The organism is Herpetosiphon giganteus (assembly GCF_016907925.1).
In the GTDB taxonomy this organism is placed as follows: Bacteria; Chloroflexota; Chloroflexia; order Chloroflexales; family Herpetosiphonaceae; genus Herpetosiphon; species Herpetosiphon giganteus.
Genome location: NZ_JAFBCZ010000003.1, coordinates 124,317 through 140,592, shown reverse-complemented (window position 1 = coordinate 140,592; position 16,276 = coordinate 124,317). Strand labels below are relative to the sequence as shown.

General features: G+C 51.1%; 9 protein-coding genes. 2 read left to right on the top strand and 7 right to left on the bottom strand.

Features of this window, described 5'->3' with window-relative positions:
- Window positions 1–30 precede the first annotated feature (30 nt).
- A complete protein-coding gene (gene leuS, locus JOD20_RS03590; protein WP_204753948.1) occupies window positions 31–2,475 on the bottom strand; it encodes a leucine--tRNA ligase in 2,445 nt (814 codons plus the stop codon).
- 1,090 nt (window positions 2,476–3,565) lie between these two features.
- Between leuS and JOD20_RS03585 the strand changes: the two genes are divergently transcribed.
- On the top strand, window positions 3,566–10,102 hold the full coding sequence (locus JOD20_RS03585; protein WP_204753947.1) for a carboxypeptidase regulatory-like domain-containing protein: 6,537 nt from the start codon (window positions 3,566–3,568) through the stop codon (window positions 10,100–10,102).
- A gap of 104 nt (window positions 10,103–10,206) precedes the next feature.
- On the opposite strand, the gene JOD20_RS03580 is transcribed toward JOD20_RS03585, so the two are convergent.
- The 6 genes from JOD20_RS03580 to fsa form a co-directional block, all read right to left on the bottom strand.
- Window positions 10,207–11,916: a ribonuclease J gene (locus JOD20_RS03580; protein WP_054532924.1), complete on the bottom strand. Its 1,710-nt coding sequence runs from the start codon at window positions 11,914–11,916 to the stop codon at window positions 10,207–10,209.
- Window positions 11,917–12,083: 167 nt separating this feature from the next.
- Window positions 12,084–12,605, bottom strand: coding sequence for a hypothetical protein (locus JOD20_RS03575; RefSeq protein WP_204753946.1), 522 nt, complete (start codon window positions 12,603–12,605; stop codon window positions 12,084–12,086).
- A gap of 59 nt (window positions 12,606–12,664) precedes the next feature.
- Complete coding sequence (locus JOD20_RS03570) at window positions 12,665–13,318, bottom strand: uracil-DNA glycosylase (protein WP_204753945.1); 654 nt, start codon at window positions 13,316–13,318, stop codon at window positions 12,665–12,667.
- A gap of 99 nt (window positions 13,319–13,417) precedes the next feature.
- A complete protein-coding gene (gene plsY, locus JOD20_RS03565; RefSeq protein WP_204753944.1) occupies window positions 13,418–14,032 on the bottom strand; it encodes a glycerol-3-phosphate 1-O-acyltransferase PlsY in 615 nt (204 codons plus the stop codon).
- Between the two features lie 9 nt (window positions 14,033–14,041).
- The gene (gene pgsA / locus JOD20_RS03560) at window positions 14,042–14,647 is read right to left on the bottom strand and encodes a CDP-diacylglycerol--glycerol-3-phosphate 3-phosphatidyltransferase (protein WP_204753943.1); all 606 of its coding nucleotides are present in this window, start codon (window positions 14,645–14,647) and stop codon (window positions 14,042–14,044) included.
- Between the two features lie 108 nt (window positions 14,648–14,755).
- Entirely contained in the window at window positions 14,756–15,421 is a 666-nt protein-coding gene (fsa, locus tag JOD20_RS03555; protein ID WP_110519617.1) for a fructose-6-phosphate aldolase, read from the bottom strand.
- A 193-nt stretch (window positions 15,422–15,614) separates the two neighbouring features.
- Between fsa and JOD20_RS03550 the strand changes: the two genes are divergently transcribed.
- The gene (locus JOD20_RS03550; RefSeq protein WP_204753942.1) at window positions 15,615–16,232 is read left to right on the top strand and encodes a class I SAM-dependent methyltransferase; all 618 of its coding nucleotides are present in this window, start codon (window positions 15,615–15,617) and stop codon (window positions 16,230–16,232) included.
- Window positions 16,233–16,276: the final 44 nt, after the last annotated feature.

Sequence of the window (16,276 nt, the reverse complement as noted above, 5' to 3'; positions counted from 1 at the left end):
TCTACGACCCTTCCGTTGCAACTCCAAACACTATTTGATGACGATGTTGACCAAGCGATTTGGCACAACAATTTGCTTGACGATGGTCTTGCCCTCGACCAACGGTGCAATTTTTTCATCGGCCAACGCGGCTGCAATAATTGTTGCTTCATCGGCGCTGGCGGCTACCTGTATTTTACCGCGAACTTTACCATTGATTTGCACCGGCAATTCAATTGATTCGTCGATTAATAAGGCTTCGTCGTAGGTTGGCCAAGCTTGCAGGTGCACGCTTGCGCTCTGGCCCAAGAATTCCCACAATTCTTCAGCAATATGCGGCGCGATTGGCGCTAACAACAAGGTTAAGGCCTCGCTGGCTTTGCGCCATTGTTCGCTGCCATAGACATCGGTTTCGCGGGCTTTCATCAATTCGTTGACGAATTCCATCAAGCCAGCAATCGCGGTGTTAAAGGCAAAGCGTTGAATATCGTCACCAACTTTTTTGATGATGCGATGGGTTTGGCGCTCCAAAGTGCTAGCATCGCCCGCTGCATCGTGGCGTTGCGGCGTATCGGTCACGACGCGCCAAGCCCGATCTAAGAAACGCACACAACCCTCGATGCCGCGATTGTTCCACGGGCCGCCTTGCTCCCACGGGCCGATGAACATTAAAAAGGTGCGCACGGTGTCGGCCCCATATTGGGCTACCAGCATATCGGGGTCAATCACGTTGCCGCGTGATTTGGACATTTTATTACTATCTTCGCCTAAAATCACCCCTTGGTTGATCAATCGGGTCATTGGTTCATTGGCGCTGACCAAGCCCAAATCGCGCATGGCCTTCCACCAAAAGCGCGTATACAACAAGTGCATCACTGCATGCTCGCGCCCACCAGTATATTGATCAACTGGCAACCATTTGTCGGCGATAGCTTTGGTAAATGGCGCATTGGCATCGTGAGGGCTTAAGTAGCGTGCTTGATACCACGATGAATCGACAAAGGTATCCATGGTGTCGGTATCGCGCTCAGCTGCGCCGCCACAATTGGGGCAGGTGGTAAAGCGCCACGTTGGGTGCAATTTCAATGGCGATTCGCCAGTTGGCTTGAAATCGACCTCATCGGGCAACAGCAAGGGCAATTGATCTTCTGGCACGGGTACAGTACCACATGTTGGGCAATAGATCATTGGGATCGGTGTGCCCCAATAGCGTTGGCGGCTGACCAACCAATCGCGCAAACGATAGTTAATTGCGCGCTTGCCCAATTGTTCTGCTTCCAACCATTTAATGACTGCTTCTTTGGCCTCGGCGGAGCTTAAGCCATCGATCTGGCCCGAATTAACCACCGTACCATAGGCTGCTTCTGCTGCTTCCAAGGGCGTGTCGGCAGTTTGCTCTGCTTGCACAACCACCCGCTTGATTGGCAATCCAAAGGTTGTGGCAAAGGCAAAATCACGTTCGTCGTGGCCAGGCACGGCCATAATCGCGCCAGTGCCATAGGTCATCAGCACATAGTCGGCAATCCAAATTGGCACGCGCTCTTGGCTGGCCGGATTGATCGCATAGGCTCCGATCCACACGCCAGTTTTGGGTTTTTCGTCGTCGGTGGATTGGCGCTCAACTTCGGTTTTGCGAATTGCTTCGGCGACATAGGCATCGACGCTGGCTTTTTGCTCGGCGCTGGTCAATTTGGCAACTAAGGGATGTTCAGGAGCCAAGACCATAAAGGTTGCGCCCCACAAGGTATCGGGGCGGGTTGAAAAGACCGTGATTGGATCGCCGGCCTCAGATTTAAAGGTAATTTCGGCACCTTCCGAGCGCCCGATCCAATTGCGTTGCATCGATGTAATGCGTTCTGGCCAATCCAAGCCTGAGAAATCCAGCAATTCATCGGCGTAGGAAGTAATTTTGAAATACCATTGATCCAAATCGCGCTTGGTGACTAAGCTATCGCAGCGTTCGCAGCGCCGTTCGTCGCCAATAACCTGTTCGCGGGCCAAGGTTGTATTACACTTGGGACACCAATCGACAGCTGAGAATTTTTTATAGGCCAAGCCACGTTTGAAAAACTGAATAAAAAACCACTGGTTCCAGCGATAATATTCAGGGTCAGCACTAATAATCTGTTGATGCCAATCGACCATCATGCCCATTGATTGCAACTGACCGCGCATATATTCGATGTTCGAATACGTCCATTTGCGTGGATCTAAATTATTTTTGATGGCAGCGTTTTCGGCGGGCAAGCCAAAGGCATCGAAGCCCATTGGGAAAAAGACGTTGTAGCCCTGCATGCGCATATAGCGGGCATGCACATCGCTGGGCGACATGGCATACCAGTGGCCAATGTGCAAATTGCCCGATGGATAGGGCAACATGGTGACTGCATAATGTTTTGGTTTATCACTGTCTGGCTCGAAGCGATAAATTCCATCACGTTCCCAGCGTTCGCGCCATTTTGGCTCAGTAACGCTACTGTCATAACGAGTGGCCATAGTCTACTCCTTGGTTAACCATATCTAAATTAGCAAGACCTAACCCTTCTTCCTCAACCCAACCCCTTACTCCAATGATTAACAATCATCATTTCACCACCCTTCCGTCCCGCCTCAAGGCGGGAGACGCAGGGGGATTAAAGCCCCCTGCACCCCCTCAAGGGTAATTATTGGTGTCAGTTAGCTATTGATAAACCACAGGATTAGTGGTTCTAAGCGGAACACTATTCAAGCCAATCCATGTACGTGACCATCTCCCATCGCTATAGGAGGGTGGAATTGGCAAAAATCTAAAACAAAAAACCCCGAACTCATGCGAGGGACGGAGCAAAACCCCGTGGTACCACCCTGCTTATGAGCCGAAGCACATCACTTGTAGGCGCGATAACGGGCGCACCCGCCACCAACTACGCAGCCGAGGCTATTCGCTGGTGGGGCAATAAACGGGCGAGTTGGGCGCTTGGTGTAGCTTTGCACCAACCAGCTACTCTCTGCAAAAACGCGCTTAATACTCCCGCGAACCAAGTGTTATCAATTAATTGCGATTATACCACGGCTTGATCAGCCGCCATCAATCTAAAGATTGAACTCTTTAACAACGCTGTGATTGTGAAGATGGCACTGCTTAAGCGTAACGAAAGTACTAGCCTCAGTCAAGATTCGCTGTTTCGCTGTGGTCATAACTAACTACATACCTCGCTTTTGAAACTCATTGGTCTAAGATCGCTAAAAATGTGCATTTGCGCGCCATTTAAGTTAAGCAAAACTAAGCTTTTGCTGATTAGAATGAGCAATTAGGTTAAATTTGCATAAAGAAATGCTTGCTAGTACAATAGTCCTATCCCCAACGGGATACGAATTTAAGCGATTGTTGCCCCATAGCGCCTCAAACTGAAGCGTTACCATACGCCCATAACCAGTGAACGGGCTTCTTTAAGCTATAACTCTCACCAAATTTGCGACAATCCCCTTTTGATGAAAGGAGGGATGCAGTTTAGTATTCGTATTTTGACATTTTAGCCACTTGCTCACCATCGTACCGCTTGGAAATTGACTGGTATTACATACACACTTGTGTGTGGAGGATGGCATGGCCAAATTCCCCTTCATTCGGCAAGCAGCCCTCATTGCAATGACGCTCTCATTGGGACTTCAAGGTGCGGCGCAACCAGCCCGTGCAGAAGTATTGCGTGCTCCGACTGCGACGACCAAATTCCTCGTCGAACCCAACAGCCCAGCTAATAAATTTGTCCGCACAAATGGCACGTTAATTGCCGATTATGGTTCTTTTTCTGTTTGGCAAGTTGCCGATAGTAACGTCAACAGCCTTAACAAATTAGCTGGTGCCCAAGCCGCCGATCTGGATACGATTGGTTTGCGCGGGATTAGCTTTAATCCTTTAAAGAACGTTCCCACGGTGCAATCAAGCTTGAGCCAAAGCCCAACTGCCGACCCACAACTGTGGTTGGTGCAATTTGCGGGGCCGCTCAAGGATGCTTGGTTGGATGAAATCACCAAAGCTGGGGCCGAACGTGTCATCTATATGCCCAACAACGCCTACCTCGTTTGGGCAAATGGCCAAACCTTGGCCAAACTCGATTCGCTTAGCAAGAGCAATGTAGCGATTCAATGGGCTGGTGCTTACCACCCAGAATATCGCTTGGCACCTGAATTGCGCCAAAAAGCCAGCAATCCCGATGCAAAGGGCCTGGTCGATGTCACGATTCAGTTCTACAACAGTGCCACAGTTGAGCAAGATGTAAACGAAGTGCTGAAAGCCAGCGCTCAAGTTTATGCAACGCCATGGCAAGTGCTCAACTTCACCACGATTTCGGTGCAAGTGAGCGAAGACGCTTTGGGGCCAATTGCGCGGCGCGCCAATGTCTACAACGTTGAGTCGTGGCAAGCTCCCAAGCTGATGGACGAGCGCCAAGGCCAAATTTTGGCTGGCAACATTACCACCGCTGGTGGCAAAGTTGTGCCAAATGCCCCAGGCTACCTCCAATGGTTGCAAAGCCAAGGCGTGCCAACTGATCCAACCCAATATCCAATTGTCGATATTGTCGATGATGGTTTGGATAACGGCACGACCTCGCCGATTCATCCTGACTTCTATGTCAATGGGGTGAAGCCTGGTACCTCGCGGATTGCCGCAGTTGGCAACTGTACTGCCGATGCGACTGGCGCAAACCAAGATGGCCACGGTCACCTTAATGTGGGGATCGTCGGTAGCTACAACAACTTGACTGGCTCGCCACACGTTGACGGTGCTAGCTCAGGCATTGCTGGTGGCTATCGGGTTGGCTTAGGCATCTCACCATTCGGTCGGATGTCCAGCACCAAAATCTTCAATAACGCTGGTAGCTTCAACCTAACCAACTGTGGTGGCGGTAGCAACTACTTTGGGATTATCGAAATGGCTTATAGCCATGGCGCTGCAATCTCATCGAACAGTTGGGGTGCAGATAGCGGTGGTGCATATACCGCTTCATCACAAGCCTTCGACCAAGGTACCCGTGATGCAAGCAGCACGACTGCTGGCAACCAAGAAATGACCCACATTATCGCTGCTGGTAACGCTGGTCGCGGTGGCGCTAACACGGTTGGCGCACCTGGGACTGCCAAAAACGTTATCACCGTTGGTGCAACCGAAAACGTGCGCGATCAAGGCGTGATTGACGGTTGTAACGAACCAAATGCCGATAATGCTGATGATATTGCTGCCTTCTCAAGCCTTGGACCAACCGATGATGCGCGGGTGAAACCCGACATTATGGCTCCTGGGACTCACGTGATGGGGCCAGCTTCACAACAAGCTGACTTTAGTGGCGATAGTGTTTGTGCCATTGCTGGGAGTGCCTACTACCCAACCGGCCAAACCCTCTACACTTGGTCGAGCGGTACCAGCCACTCAACTCCAGCGGTTGCAGGCTCGGCTTCATTGCTCTACACCAAATATCGCACCAGCTTCGGCGGTGGGGTTGCTCCAAGCCCAGCTATGTTGAAAGCCTATTTGTTGGCTTCAACCCGTTATCTCAACGGCACGGGCACCGGCGGCACCTTGCCATCGAACCAACAAGGTTGGGGCGATGTGAACTTGGCACCAGCCTTGGATAGCACTCAACGGATTTTGGTTGACCAAACTCGCACTTTTGGCGCAACTGGTGAAGAATTCAGCCAAGTTGGTCAAATTGCTGAATCAACCAAGCCTGTGCGGATTACCTTGGCCTGGACTGACGCAGCTGGCAGCACAACTGGTAACAGCTATGTCAACAACCTTGATCTCGAAGTAACCGCTGGTGGCCAAACCTACAAAGGTAACGTCTTCAACGGTGCACTTTCGACCACTGGTGGCACCGCCGATACCAAAAACAACATCGAAGGCGTGTACTTGCCAGCAGGCACTACCGGCACTATCCAAGTTAAAGTTATTGCTCGCAACATTGCTGGCGATGCAATTCCTGGCAATGCCGATACCACCGACCAAGACTTTGCCTTGTATGTTTACAACGGCTCAGTTGGCCCAACCGGTACCTTGACTGGCCGTGTTGCTCAAAGCAACAACAACCCAGTTGCTGGGGCAACCGTGCGCACCAGCGGTGGCGCAAGCGCTTTGACCAACGCCAGCGGTAACTACAGCATGGTTGTGCCAGTTGGTACCTATGCAGTAACCGCCAGCTTGCAAGGTGCTTTCCAAGCTGTACCAAGCGTAACGATTACCCAAAATGTCACCACGACCCAAAACTTCACTTTGAGCTATGGCTCAATCAGTGGGACGGTGCGTGATGCCTTTACCCCAAGCAGTCCAATTGCTGGTGCAAGTGTTTCGGTACCTGGGTATAGCACCATCACCAACGCTGCTGGTCAATACACCATTCCAGTGGCAAATGTTGGCTCAACCACCGTTACGGTTAGCGCTCCAAAGTATGTTACCCAATCACAAACTGTGACGGTAGCCGATGCAACCAACGCTACCCAAGACTTCAGCTTAGCCGCTGGTGCGGTCGCAGGGATTGTGACCAACAGCGCCAACGGTGCTCCGGTGGCTGATGCAACCGTGGCAATTAGCAACCAATATGTGAAGACCAAAGCTGATGGTAGCTTTGCAATTCGCTTGGAGCCAGGCAGCTATACCCTGACGGCTTCGAAAATTGGCTTTGCTGCTGATAGCGAAAGCTTAACGATTACGAATGGGGTTACTGCAACCCAAAATCTGGCAATTACCCCAGCGTTTGGCTATACCCCAGCAAGCTTGAGCCGCACCTTTAACTTTGGTGATGCGCCATTCACCGATACGGTTGGCTTGGCCTTGACCAACAATGACACCCAACCATTTACCTACACCATCCGTGAACGCGTTGGTGGTTCGACCGGTAAAATCTTGGTTGTCCAACGCTCTTCGGCCACATCGGCTACGGCGGCAACGACTGCTTTGACCGCGCTTGGCTATACCTTCGAGTCAATCGATAACGTTGCCTTCGAAGCCCGTAGCTTGGCAAACCTGCGAACCTTTGATGTAGTGATCTACCTTGGTGCAACCGGCGGTACCGGCAGCAGCCCGAACCCAAGCGAAAACAAGTTGACCGAATACTTGAACGCTGGCGGTCGGTTGTTCATCGCCGATAATGACCTTGGTTACTACACCAACCCTGGCGTGTTCTACAAGACCATGCTTGACTCAACCTATGGTGGCGATGATCCAGGCGCTGCTAACCGGGCCTTGACTGGCGCTGGTTTCATGGCTGGGGTCAATACAGCATCAGGCGATAGCTTCCCTGACTACTACACCCCAGGTAGCTCATCAACCGTGATCTTCCGCTATGTGAATAACGCAGTTGGCGGTAGCTTCATCCAACGCAATAGCTACAAAGCTGTTTACCTTGCAACCGACTTCGTTAACCTTGGCACAACTGCTGCTGGCGAAACGATCGAGCGCACAGTGCTCGGGCGCGTCTTGCAAGCCCTTGGTAGTGGCGATGGTTTAGCGTGGCTGAATGAAGTACCAGTAACTGGTGTGATTGCTGGTGGTGCTACGACCAATGTTGCCATTGGTTGGTATCCATCGGCGGTAACTCAGCCAGGTACCTACACTGGCAGTTTGAGCCTTAGCTATTCATCGGTGATTAGCCAAACCTTTAATGTTCCAGTGACGATGGTCGTCAATCCATCAGCAACTCAAGCCCAAATCTCGGGTACGGTTGTTTCGTCTGGTGTTTGTGATACTGTGCCTGCTCCAGCAAGCGGCGCGAAGATCATCATTACCTACACTAATGGCCTGACCGCAACTACGACGACGAATGCAGCTGGTCAATATAGCTTGTTCGTCCCAGAAGGTGGCACCTACACGGTTGCTGCTAGTGCCCTTGACCACCTTAGCCAATCACAAAGTGTGACGGTAGCTAACGGTGGTACTGCGACCCAAAACTTCACCTTGCGCTTGAACAAGCCTTGTGTGACGGTTAGCCCAAGTTCATTGAGCGCTTCATTGGTCTTGGGTGCTGCTCCAGTAACCCAAACCTTGGTTGTAACCAGCAAGGGTGCAGCGCCACTCAACGCAACCATTACGGAAAGCGCCAATGTTGTTACCCAAGCTGGCTATACCATCGCTGAAGTTCCATATAGCTGGATCGAAGCCAACGATGGAACCAACTTGGCTTTGACCGACGATTTGGAAGCTAATATCACCAGCCCATTCACCGTGACCATCTTCAATACCAGCAGCCGTACCTTACGGGTTGGCAATAATGGTGCGATCTTGGTCGGTGCAACGACTGGCGATATTGTTCCAAGCAACGAATCGTTGCTGACTGCTACCGTCAATAATCTCATTGCTCCATTCTGGGATGACGTTGATGACGAATCCGGCGCAGTCTTCTGGAAAGTTGTCGGTAGCGCTCCAACCCGCTCATTGGTTGTTCAATGGGAAAATCGCCCACACTATAATGGTATTGGTAACGCAACCTTCCAAGTTGTGATCAAAGAACAAGGTGGAATTGTTTACCAATATAAGGATCTCGATTACGGCGATCCTGCATTCAACAATGGTGCGAGCGCAACTGTCGGCGTTCGTGGTGCAACCACGGCGCAAGCTGCTCAATTCAGCTTCAACCAAGCCCGCTTGCGCAGTCAAATGGCTTTGTGTGTCTCGGCAACCTGTGACAGTCTTCCATGGTTGAGCGAATCGCCAACCACGATTACTGGCTTGGCTGGTACGCCACCAAGCAACCAAGTTGTCAACGTGGTCTTCTCAACCGCTGGCTTGACCCAAGCTGGGGTCTACACTGGCAGCTTGACCTTGACCCACAACAGCCCTCAACCAGCAGTAACCATTCCGGTTACCTTGACGGTTACCACTCCTGCCAACTTCGGCACGATTAGCGGTACGGTTCAAGGCTTGGCTGCATGTGATGTTTCACCAGCTCCATTAAGTGGCGCAACTGTGACAATCAACACTGCAACCCCAACCGTCTTAACAACGAATGCTGCTGGCGCATATAACTATAGCTTGGCTGCTGGTACCTATACGGTTACGATTGCTAAAGCTGGCTATGTGACCCAAACCTTCACCGTGACGGTTCCGACAAGTGGGGCTGTGACCCAAAATGCCGAATTGCGCTTGAACGCGCCATGTTTGGCTGTGGATACCACACCAATCAGCGAAACCGTTGGCATCAACACCATCACGACCCAAACCCTCACCTTGGAAAACCAAGGTGCTGCACCATTGACCTGGACGATTGGTGAATTGGCTGCAAGTGGCCGCCCAGCCCCACGTGCTGAAGGTGCCCAAAGCCGCACCCCAGTCGCAGCAAACCAACGGCCTGTTGCTAGCAACCAAACCGCTCCTGCTGAAGAAGTGGTTCAGGATGGTAGCTTCGAGGCCACGGTTGTGGTTGGTAATGGCAATACCAATGAGTTCTGGACCCAAAGCTCAACCAACTTCGGCGTAGTATTGTGTACAACCAGTTGTTCAACTGGTAGTGGCGATATTCCACATACCGGAACGTGGTACGCTTGGTTCGGTGGACTTACTCCAACCGATTTCCCAGACGATGAAGTTGGTACCTTGTCACAAACCTTTACCGCTAATGGTAATGCTTCTGGTACCTTATCGTTCTGGTTAAATGTCGTTGACGACGGTGGTAACGCCAGTGACTACCTCAAGGTCAAGATCGATGGTACAACTGTTTATACGGTAACCAACGCCGAAGCTGGTAACTTCACAGGTTATACCTTGATTGAAGTGCCAATTACTGCGGCAGTCTTGGCTGATACAACTAGCCATACATTGCTGTTTGACTCGTTCGTCGATGCAACTGGTAACACCAACTTCTTTATCGACGATGTTTCGCTCGATATTGGTGGTGCTGTTGCTTCATGTACCCCAGACGTAGCTTCATGGGTTCGCGCAGTGCCAAATAGCGGCACAATCGCAGCCGATGGCGTGACCAATGTGGCGCTTGAATTCAACACCAACGGCTTGGCCGCTGGTCTCCACACAGTCAACCTGTGTATTCAATCGAACGACACAACCAAGCCAAACGTTCAAATTCCAGTGACGATCAACGTCTCTGAGAATGTTGACCCAACCCGCAAGGTCTACTTGCCTTGGGTAAACAAGAACTAAAATTCTTGGCGGCTCCTGGGTTTGCTCAGGAGCCGCCAACGGCTTTGGTTAATCAAAAAGGCCGCCTTGGAGCACTTCCAAGGCGGCCTTTCGTTGCTTATTGTTTAGACTTCCATCACCACCGGAATAACCATTGGGCGGCGGCGGGTGCGCTCGTAGAGATAACGCCCAACCACTTCTTTGATTTTGCGAGCTGCTGGCGATGAAACTGCTGGTGAGTTGCCCTCGGCAGTTTCTTCACCATCGCTGAAGGCGCGCGCTGGCACAACATAGCTTTCGCTAAACGAGGCTCGCACTGCTTCCTTGGCTCCCTCAATCAAATCGGTTGAGTCGCGGGTTGATACAAAGCCACGGCTAACAATATCTGGCCCAGCAACCAAATTGCCAGTTTGCAATTCGACTGAAACAACCACCATCAAAATGCCATCTTTGGCCAACATTTGGCGGTCGCGAACGACTGCGCCACCAATATCGCCAACTGAAACGCCATCAACAAAGACATGGCCAACTGGCGCACGGCTGACCAGTTTGCCATAGTTTTGGCTGAATTCCATAATCGAGCCACCCTCGGCAATCAGCACATTGTCGCCATTAAAGCCCATGCCCTCAGCCAATTGCTTGTAACGCGCAAGGTGGCGATAATCGCCGTGGAAGGGGATGACATATTGCGGCTGCACTAAGTTGAGCAACATTTTCAGCTCTTCTTGGGCTGCGTGCCCCGAAACGTGAACTGGCAAATCTGAACCATAAATCACATTCGCGCCAAGTTTATATAAGTTGTCGATCACTTTGTAGACCGAAACTTCGTTGCCTGGAATTGGCGAGGCTGAAATCACGACGGTATCGCCACGCTGAATCGAAATTTGGCGATGATCGCGGTTGGCCATGCGCGAAAGCGCCGCCATCGGCTCGCCTTGGCTGCCAGTACAGACAATGGCAATTTGGTCATCAGGCAGGTTTTTCATATCGCCTGGCCGAATCAACACGCCATCGGGTACTTCCAAATAGCCCAATTCGCGCGCAATCGAGGTGTTATTTTCCATCGAGCGGCCAACAGGCACGACCTTGCGGCCATAATCAATCGCTGCATTAATCGCCATTTGCACCCGCGAAATATTCGAGGCAAAGGTGGCCATAATCACTCGACCTGGTGCAGTGGCAAAAATTTGATCAAAGGCATCGCCAACCACGCGCTCCGACGGCGTGTAGCCCTTCGATTCCACCCGCACACAGTCGGTCACTAAAACGATCGGGTTGCGGCGGCCAAAATCAACCAAGCGATCGATTTCGGTTGGCCAGTTATCAACCGGCGTATGGTCAAGCTTCCAGTCGGTAATGTACAAGGCCAAGCCAGCGGGCGATGTCAAGCCAAAGCCCACCGAATCGGGGATGGAGTGGGCAATGTGGAATGGCTCAATCGTGAAGCAACCAAGCTGGAATTTATCGCCTGGAGCAATCGTTTTGGTCGAAACTTTATCGGTCAAGCGATGTTCTTTGAGCTTATTCGAGAGCAAGCCCAAGGTCAAGGTTGTGCCATAAACCGTGGGAAAGCCCAAATCGCCAATCAACCAAGGCACTGCCCCAATGTGGTCTTCGTGGCCGTGGGTCAGCAACACGCCGCGAATATTGGCAACCTTATCGCGCAAGTAGGTGATGTCGGGCAACACCAAATCAACGCCCATCATCTCGCTTTCGGGAAACATCACGCCCATATCGCAGATGATAATATCTTCTTCATACTCAAAAACCCACATGTTGCGGCCAACTTCCGATGCGCCCCCAAGTGGGATAACCCGTAATTTGTTTTTAGTCATACGAATACAAACCACAGTGCAAGCAGGCTCGCACTGTCGTCATGGCTCCTTTCATGGATAATCCCAACCCCATTGGCTGAGATAGTTGTTAAATAAAGCTTCTTGGTCGTACCACTCCACATAACGATGAGTAGCAGTTCTTCAGATCACAGCGTAGGCCAGCTGGCCTAAACTGCATTAGTGGGCCAATGCTGCTTGATTTGGCTTAACAAGCTGGTTAATTGGCCCGATGTGGCATACAACGGCACTTTATTGCAATAATGGCGATAAAACCAGCGCCGATACCATGGCGCTTTGCCGAGTTCGTTTGTCATCAGCACATCGATGCGCTGCACATAATCGTCGTAGCTATAGGCTGGCCGCAATTGCTCAACTGCCTGCCACGGATAAAATTGCAGCAAGCCCAACGTGCGAATCGTCAAGCCATCAGCTTCAAATTGATAGCTGGTTTGCCATTCCAAGAGCAATTGCCAAAGCATGCGTGGCAAGCTCAAACCCAAACTCAGCAAAAGAAAGGCAGTCGTTTTTTGGCCATCAGTCCAGGTTGGGGCTTGCTGTTGCCACGAACGAAACAAGGACGTGAATTCTAAGCCCAACAGATTAAACAACAGCCACCAAGTGGCGATTAATAAGCCAGTGTTCAGCAACCCCAGCCCAATTAATGATCTGCGTTGCCGAAAAAAGCTCATGCATAATCCTCTTCGCGAAATCAACCAATCGGATGTTCTGTGGTTTCGGCGCTGAGACCTTAAAACATTGATGTTTGTTGTGGTGGCGCTGTTGACTCGTCGATTTCAGGCTCGCTTGGCTGGCTTGCTTCTTCGTGCAAGCGCTGGTTGAGCCGCGCAATTAGCCGTGGAACCAGCCGAATATCGGCGATTGCATCGGGCATGGCGTTCATGTTGCGTAGCACATAGGCTGGATGAAACAAGGGTAAAAATACCGTTTGACCAACCCGTTTCACGCCCCGAATGCCATGAATTTTAGTAATTTTGCCACCTGGGAAAAATTTGTTCATCGAATGCCGCCCAAGGGTCGCAATCAACTTGGGAGCCAAGGCCGCAATTTGGCGATCTAAAAATTGGGCACAAGCGGCAATTTCGCTTGGCTCAGGGTCGCGGTTGCCAGGTGGCCGACATTTGACCACATTGGCAATAAACACCTGTTCACGGGCAAGGCCAATTTCGGCCAACCATTGTTCGAGTAAGTCGCCCGAAGGCCCAACGAAAGGCCGACCAAGCGCATCTTCACGTTGGCCAGGCCCCTCACCAATTAACAAAATTTCGGCATCGGCTGGGCCTTCGCCCGGCACTGCATTGGTTCGGGTGCGACAAAGTGGGCAAGCAGTGCAGTGGGCGACTTCTTCAGCAATCAGTGCCAAGGTTGCTGCTGCATCGGTCATAGGCGCAATTTAAACCCAGAGTTGCTCAAAACCTTAATCAAGCATGGTTTGCATGTTTTGATATTGTACACGAATTTAAGCTTGTCTGATTCTGGATAGCTATTTGACGCTCACTCGCTGACCAAATTTGCTTTCGGTGCCGTTGCGGAGGCGGGTAATATTATCGCGGTGCGAAACAACCACCGCCAAGGCAATCAAGCCGCAGTAGGTCACAATTGCGATATGGGTTTGATCGAGCGCAAAAAATACACCAGCGGTTGCTGCTGCCGCAATGCTCGCCAAAATTGAGGCCAACGAAACATAGCGGGTCAACCAAACAACCAGCCACCAAACTATGGCTGCTGCCACAAATCCCCAAGGGAACAGGCCTAAAACACCGCCCAAGCCAGTGGCCACGCCGCGCCCGCCATGAAAGCCTGCAAAAATTGGGTAGATATGCCCAACGACGGCAATTATTGCTGCCAGCACCATGGCCCAAGCATTATCGGGCAAGAGCCACCGCGCGACCCAAATTGCCACGATGCCTTTAAGCGCATCGAGCACAAACACCAACCCGCCATAGCGCGGCCCCATGGTGCGCAGCACATTGGTTGCGCCAGTGCGCTTGGAACCAAACGACCGAACATCAATCCCACCAACCATGCGCCCAATCAGCAACCCAAAGGGAATCGAACCGAGCAAATAACTGATTACAGCAATCAGCAGGTAATTCACGCAGCCTCCTTAGTCTTGGTTTTGGCGTGGTGGTTGGCGGAAAATTTCGCGAGCAGCCCAGATATATTCGACACCCGACATGATGGTAAGCAACACAGCCAGCCACAAGACAATTGATGATAAATGGCTGAGCCACGTCAAGCCGCCACCAACATCAATTGCATTAAACCAGCCAGCGCGGTCGATATTGGCGCGAACCATAATCCAGCCAAGCGCTAGGATTGTGACAATCATTTTGAGTTTGCCCCAACGCCCAGATGGAATAACCACGCCTTCTGCTGCTGCCAGTGAGCGCAAACCAGTAACCACAAATTCGCGCACCAAAATAATAATCGCCGCCCAAGGCGCAAGCAGATTAGTTGCAACCAAACAGATCAGAATGCCGGCAGTATAAATTTTATCGGCGGTGAGATCAAGGAAGATGCCTAAGTTGCTGACCCAGCCATATTTGCGAGCCAATTGGCCATCGAGCAAATCGGTGATTGCGACGATCGCATAAAACCAAAATGCCCAAAAATAGCTGACCGCAGTGTCGTTAAGCAACAACATCAACAACGGAATCGTTGCGATGATCCGAATCGAACTTAGAATGTTGGCCCAGTTCCATGGGTTCACCCAAGGCTTACGCCCAGCCCGCTCCTTCCTTCGAAGCAGCGGGGGGCGTTTACTGCGTTGAAAACGCGGAGCCGGTGATTGCCCTGATGAAGGTGCATTACTCATTGATTACTCAGCAAACACAGTTGCGGCATCGGGAACTTGTTTCCAATCAACTAAGAAGGTTTCGATGCCTTTGTCGGTTAACGGGTGCTTGACCAATTGTTGCAGCACTTTGAACGGCATAGTAGCAACATGCGAGCCAGCCAATGCCGATTGCAGCACGTGTACTGGGTGACGAATTGAGGCGGCCAAAACTTCGGTTTGGATATTGTAATTTTTGAAAATCTGGACAATATCGCGAATCAAAATCATGCCATCTTGGCCAATATCGTCGAGCCGCCCAAGGAATGGGCTAACGAAGGTTGCGCCAGCTTTGGCTGCCAACAAGGCTTGTGAGGCCGAAAACACCAAAGTTACGTTAGTTTTGATGCCTTCGCTGGTCAATTGCTTGACTGCTTTCAAGCCTTCGGCCATTAAGGGTACTTTAACGACAATATTAGGTGCCCATTTGGCCAAAATGCGGCCTTCGCGGACTATTTCATCGGCTTGCAATGCCACGGTTTCGGCACTGACTGGGCCGGGGCAAATTTCAACAATTTCTAAAACTACATCACGGAAGTTGCGGCCTGCTTTTGCTGCTAATGAAGGGTTGGTGGTCACACCATCAACCACGCCCATCGCCACACCTTGGCGAATTTCTTCTACATCAGCAGTATCCAAAAAGATTTTCATCCAGTTGCTCCTTTGATTGCCCTGGTTAGAACCTATGCCTCTCAGACTTCCACTTGCATTATAGCAGCATAATGCGCTGCATTATAACTAGGTAGTTGCTATTCTTTGGTTTATAAATTCGGTATCAGGGCTGAGTTTTGGCCTACGCTACTTTGTTATAGTCAACCAAAGCGTTAATTGTAGGAGGTGTGTGATGGGCCGATTTGGCGAAGAACCGCTGGATTTTTTTACCAATGTCTATACTGCTGTGCCGCCATGGGATGTTGCGGCCCCGCAACCAGCGCTGATCGACTTGATCAAGGCTTTTCCACCGCAAAATCCGTTGCTTGATGTTGGTTGTGGTTCGGGCGATTTGGCAATTGGCCTCGCCCAACTTGGCTATAGCGTTGTCGGAGTCGATTTTGTGCCAAGCGCGATTGAGCAAGCACGCGAAAAAATTGCGGCACTGCCTGCCGAGGTTGCCCAACGGCTGAGCTTTGAAGTTGGCGATGGCCTCAAGCCTTCGTTATTGCCAAGCAAATTTGGCGCAATCGTCGATACTGGCTTTTATCATTTGTTCAATGAGGCTGATAGCGAGCCATTTATTGCTGATTTAGCGCAAGCGTTGCAACCGCAAGGCCGCTATTATCTCTTGGCGTTTGGGGTTGAATTTGCTAGCGTCAACGTGCCCCGCGCCATCAGCGAGGATGAAATTCGCAGCCGTTTTACTGCTGAGCATGGTTGGCGTATTCTGGCCTTGCATCCAGCCGAATTTCTCAATCGGGTTGGGCCACCAGTGTTTGCGCTAGCTGCCTGTATCGAACGGATGTAGGTTCTGGGGATCAGTTGTTGGAGATCGGGGATCAGTGTAACCAC